The sequence below is a fragment of the Bartonella sp. AP57NXGY genome, from assembly GCF_042195805.1.
Lineage (GTDB): Bacteria > Pseudomonadota > Alphaproteobacteria > Rhizobiales > Rhizobiaceae > Bartonella.
In genome coordinates this window covers 1-540 of sequence record NZ_JBHIOZ010000680.1, presented here as the reverse complement: position 1 = coordinate 540, position 540 = coordinate 1, and the positions used below count along the sequence as shown (strand labels likewise).

The window sequence follows — 540 nt, the reverse complement described above, 5'->3', positions numbered from 1 at the left end:
GCCATTGAGAGCAATTGTTGTTGTTATGGTTGGTTCATGTAGACAAAGATAACCACCCGCGGTGATGTGTTCCCAAACTGTGGTAACAAATCGCACATCATCTGCGGGAGTACCAGCATCAAGCCAAGCAAAATCTATTGGTCCCCAAGATTTGAGCGTTTCATCATCGAGAGAGAAGAAATTCTCATGGATAAATGTTACCATGTCTTTTTCAATACCGTCTTGAAGCAGTTTTTGCCATGCTTCTTCTGCTGATTGACCTTCTACTGTAAAATCATCAATGGTGATAAGCCGAGGTTCATAATTCTCAGGAATTCCTGAAGGGTCAAGCAAAGCTGTTCGTTCTTCCCAAATGGCGGATTCTAGAAGCTTTTTATCCTGTTGCCATGCTTGTTTTGCTTTTTGGAGTGCTCTTGCGATAAAGCGCGTACTATCACCAGCACCGATTTCAATGACTGTGCGTGGTCTTGCCATTTGAATAAGCGCATAAATGAGCTGTGCACTATTTTCTGTTCCCATGCCAGGTCTTATCAGCTGCAT

At 43.1% G+C, this 540-nt stretch carries 1 protein-coding gene; it reads right to left on the bottom strand.

From position 1 onward, the window contains the following. Positions 1–519: class I SAM-dependent methyltransferase (locus ACFIL8_RS12620; RefSeq protein ID WP_375690126.1), on the bottom strand; the 519-nt coding region annotated here is incomplete at its 3' end. Positions 520–540: the final 21 nt, after the last annotated feature.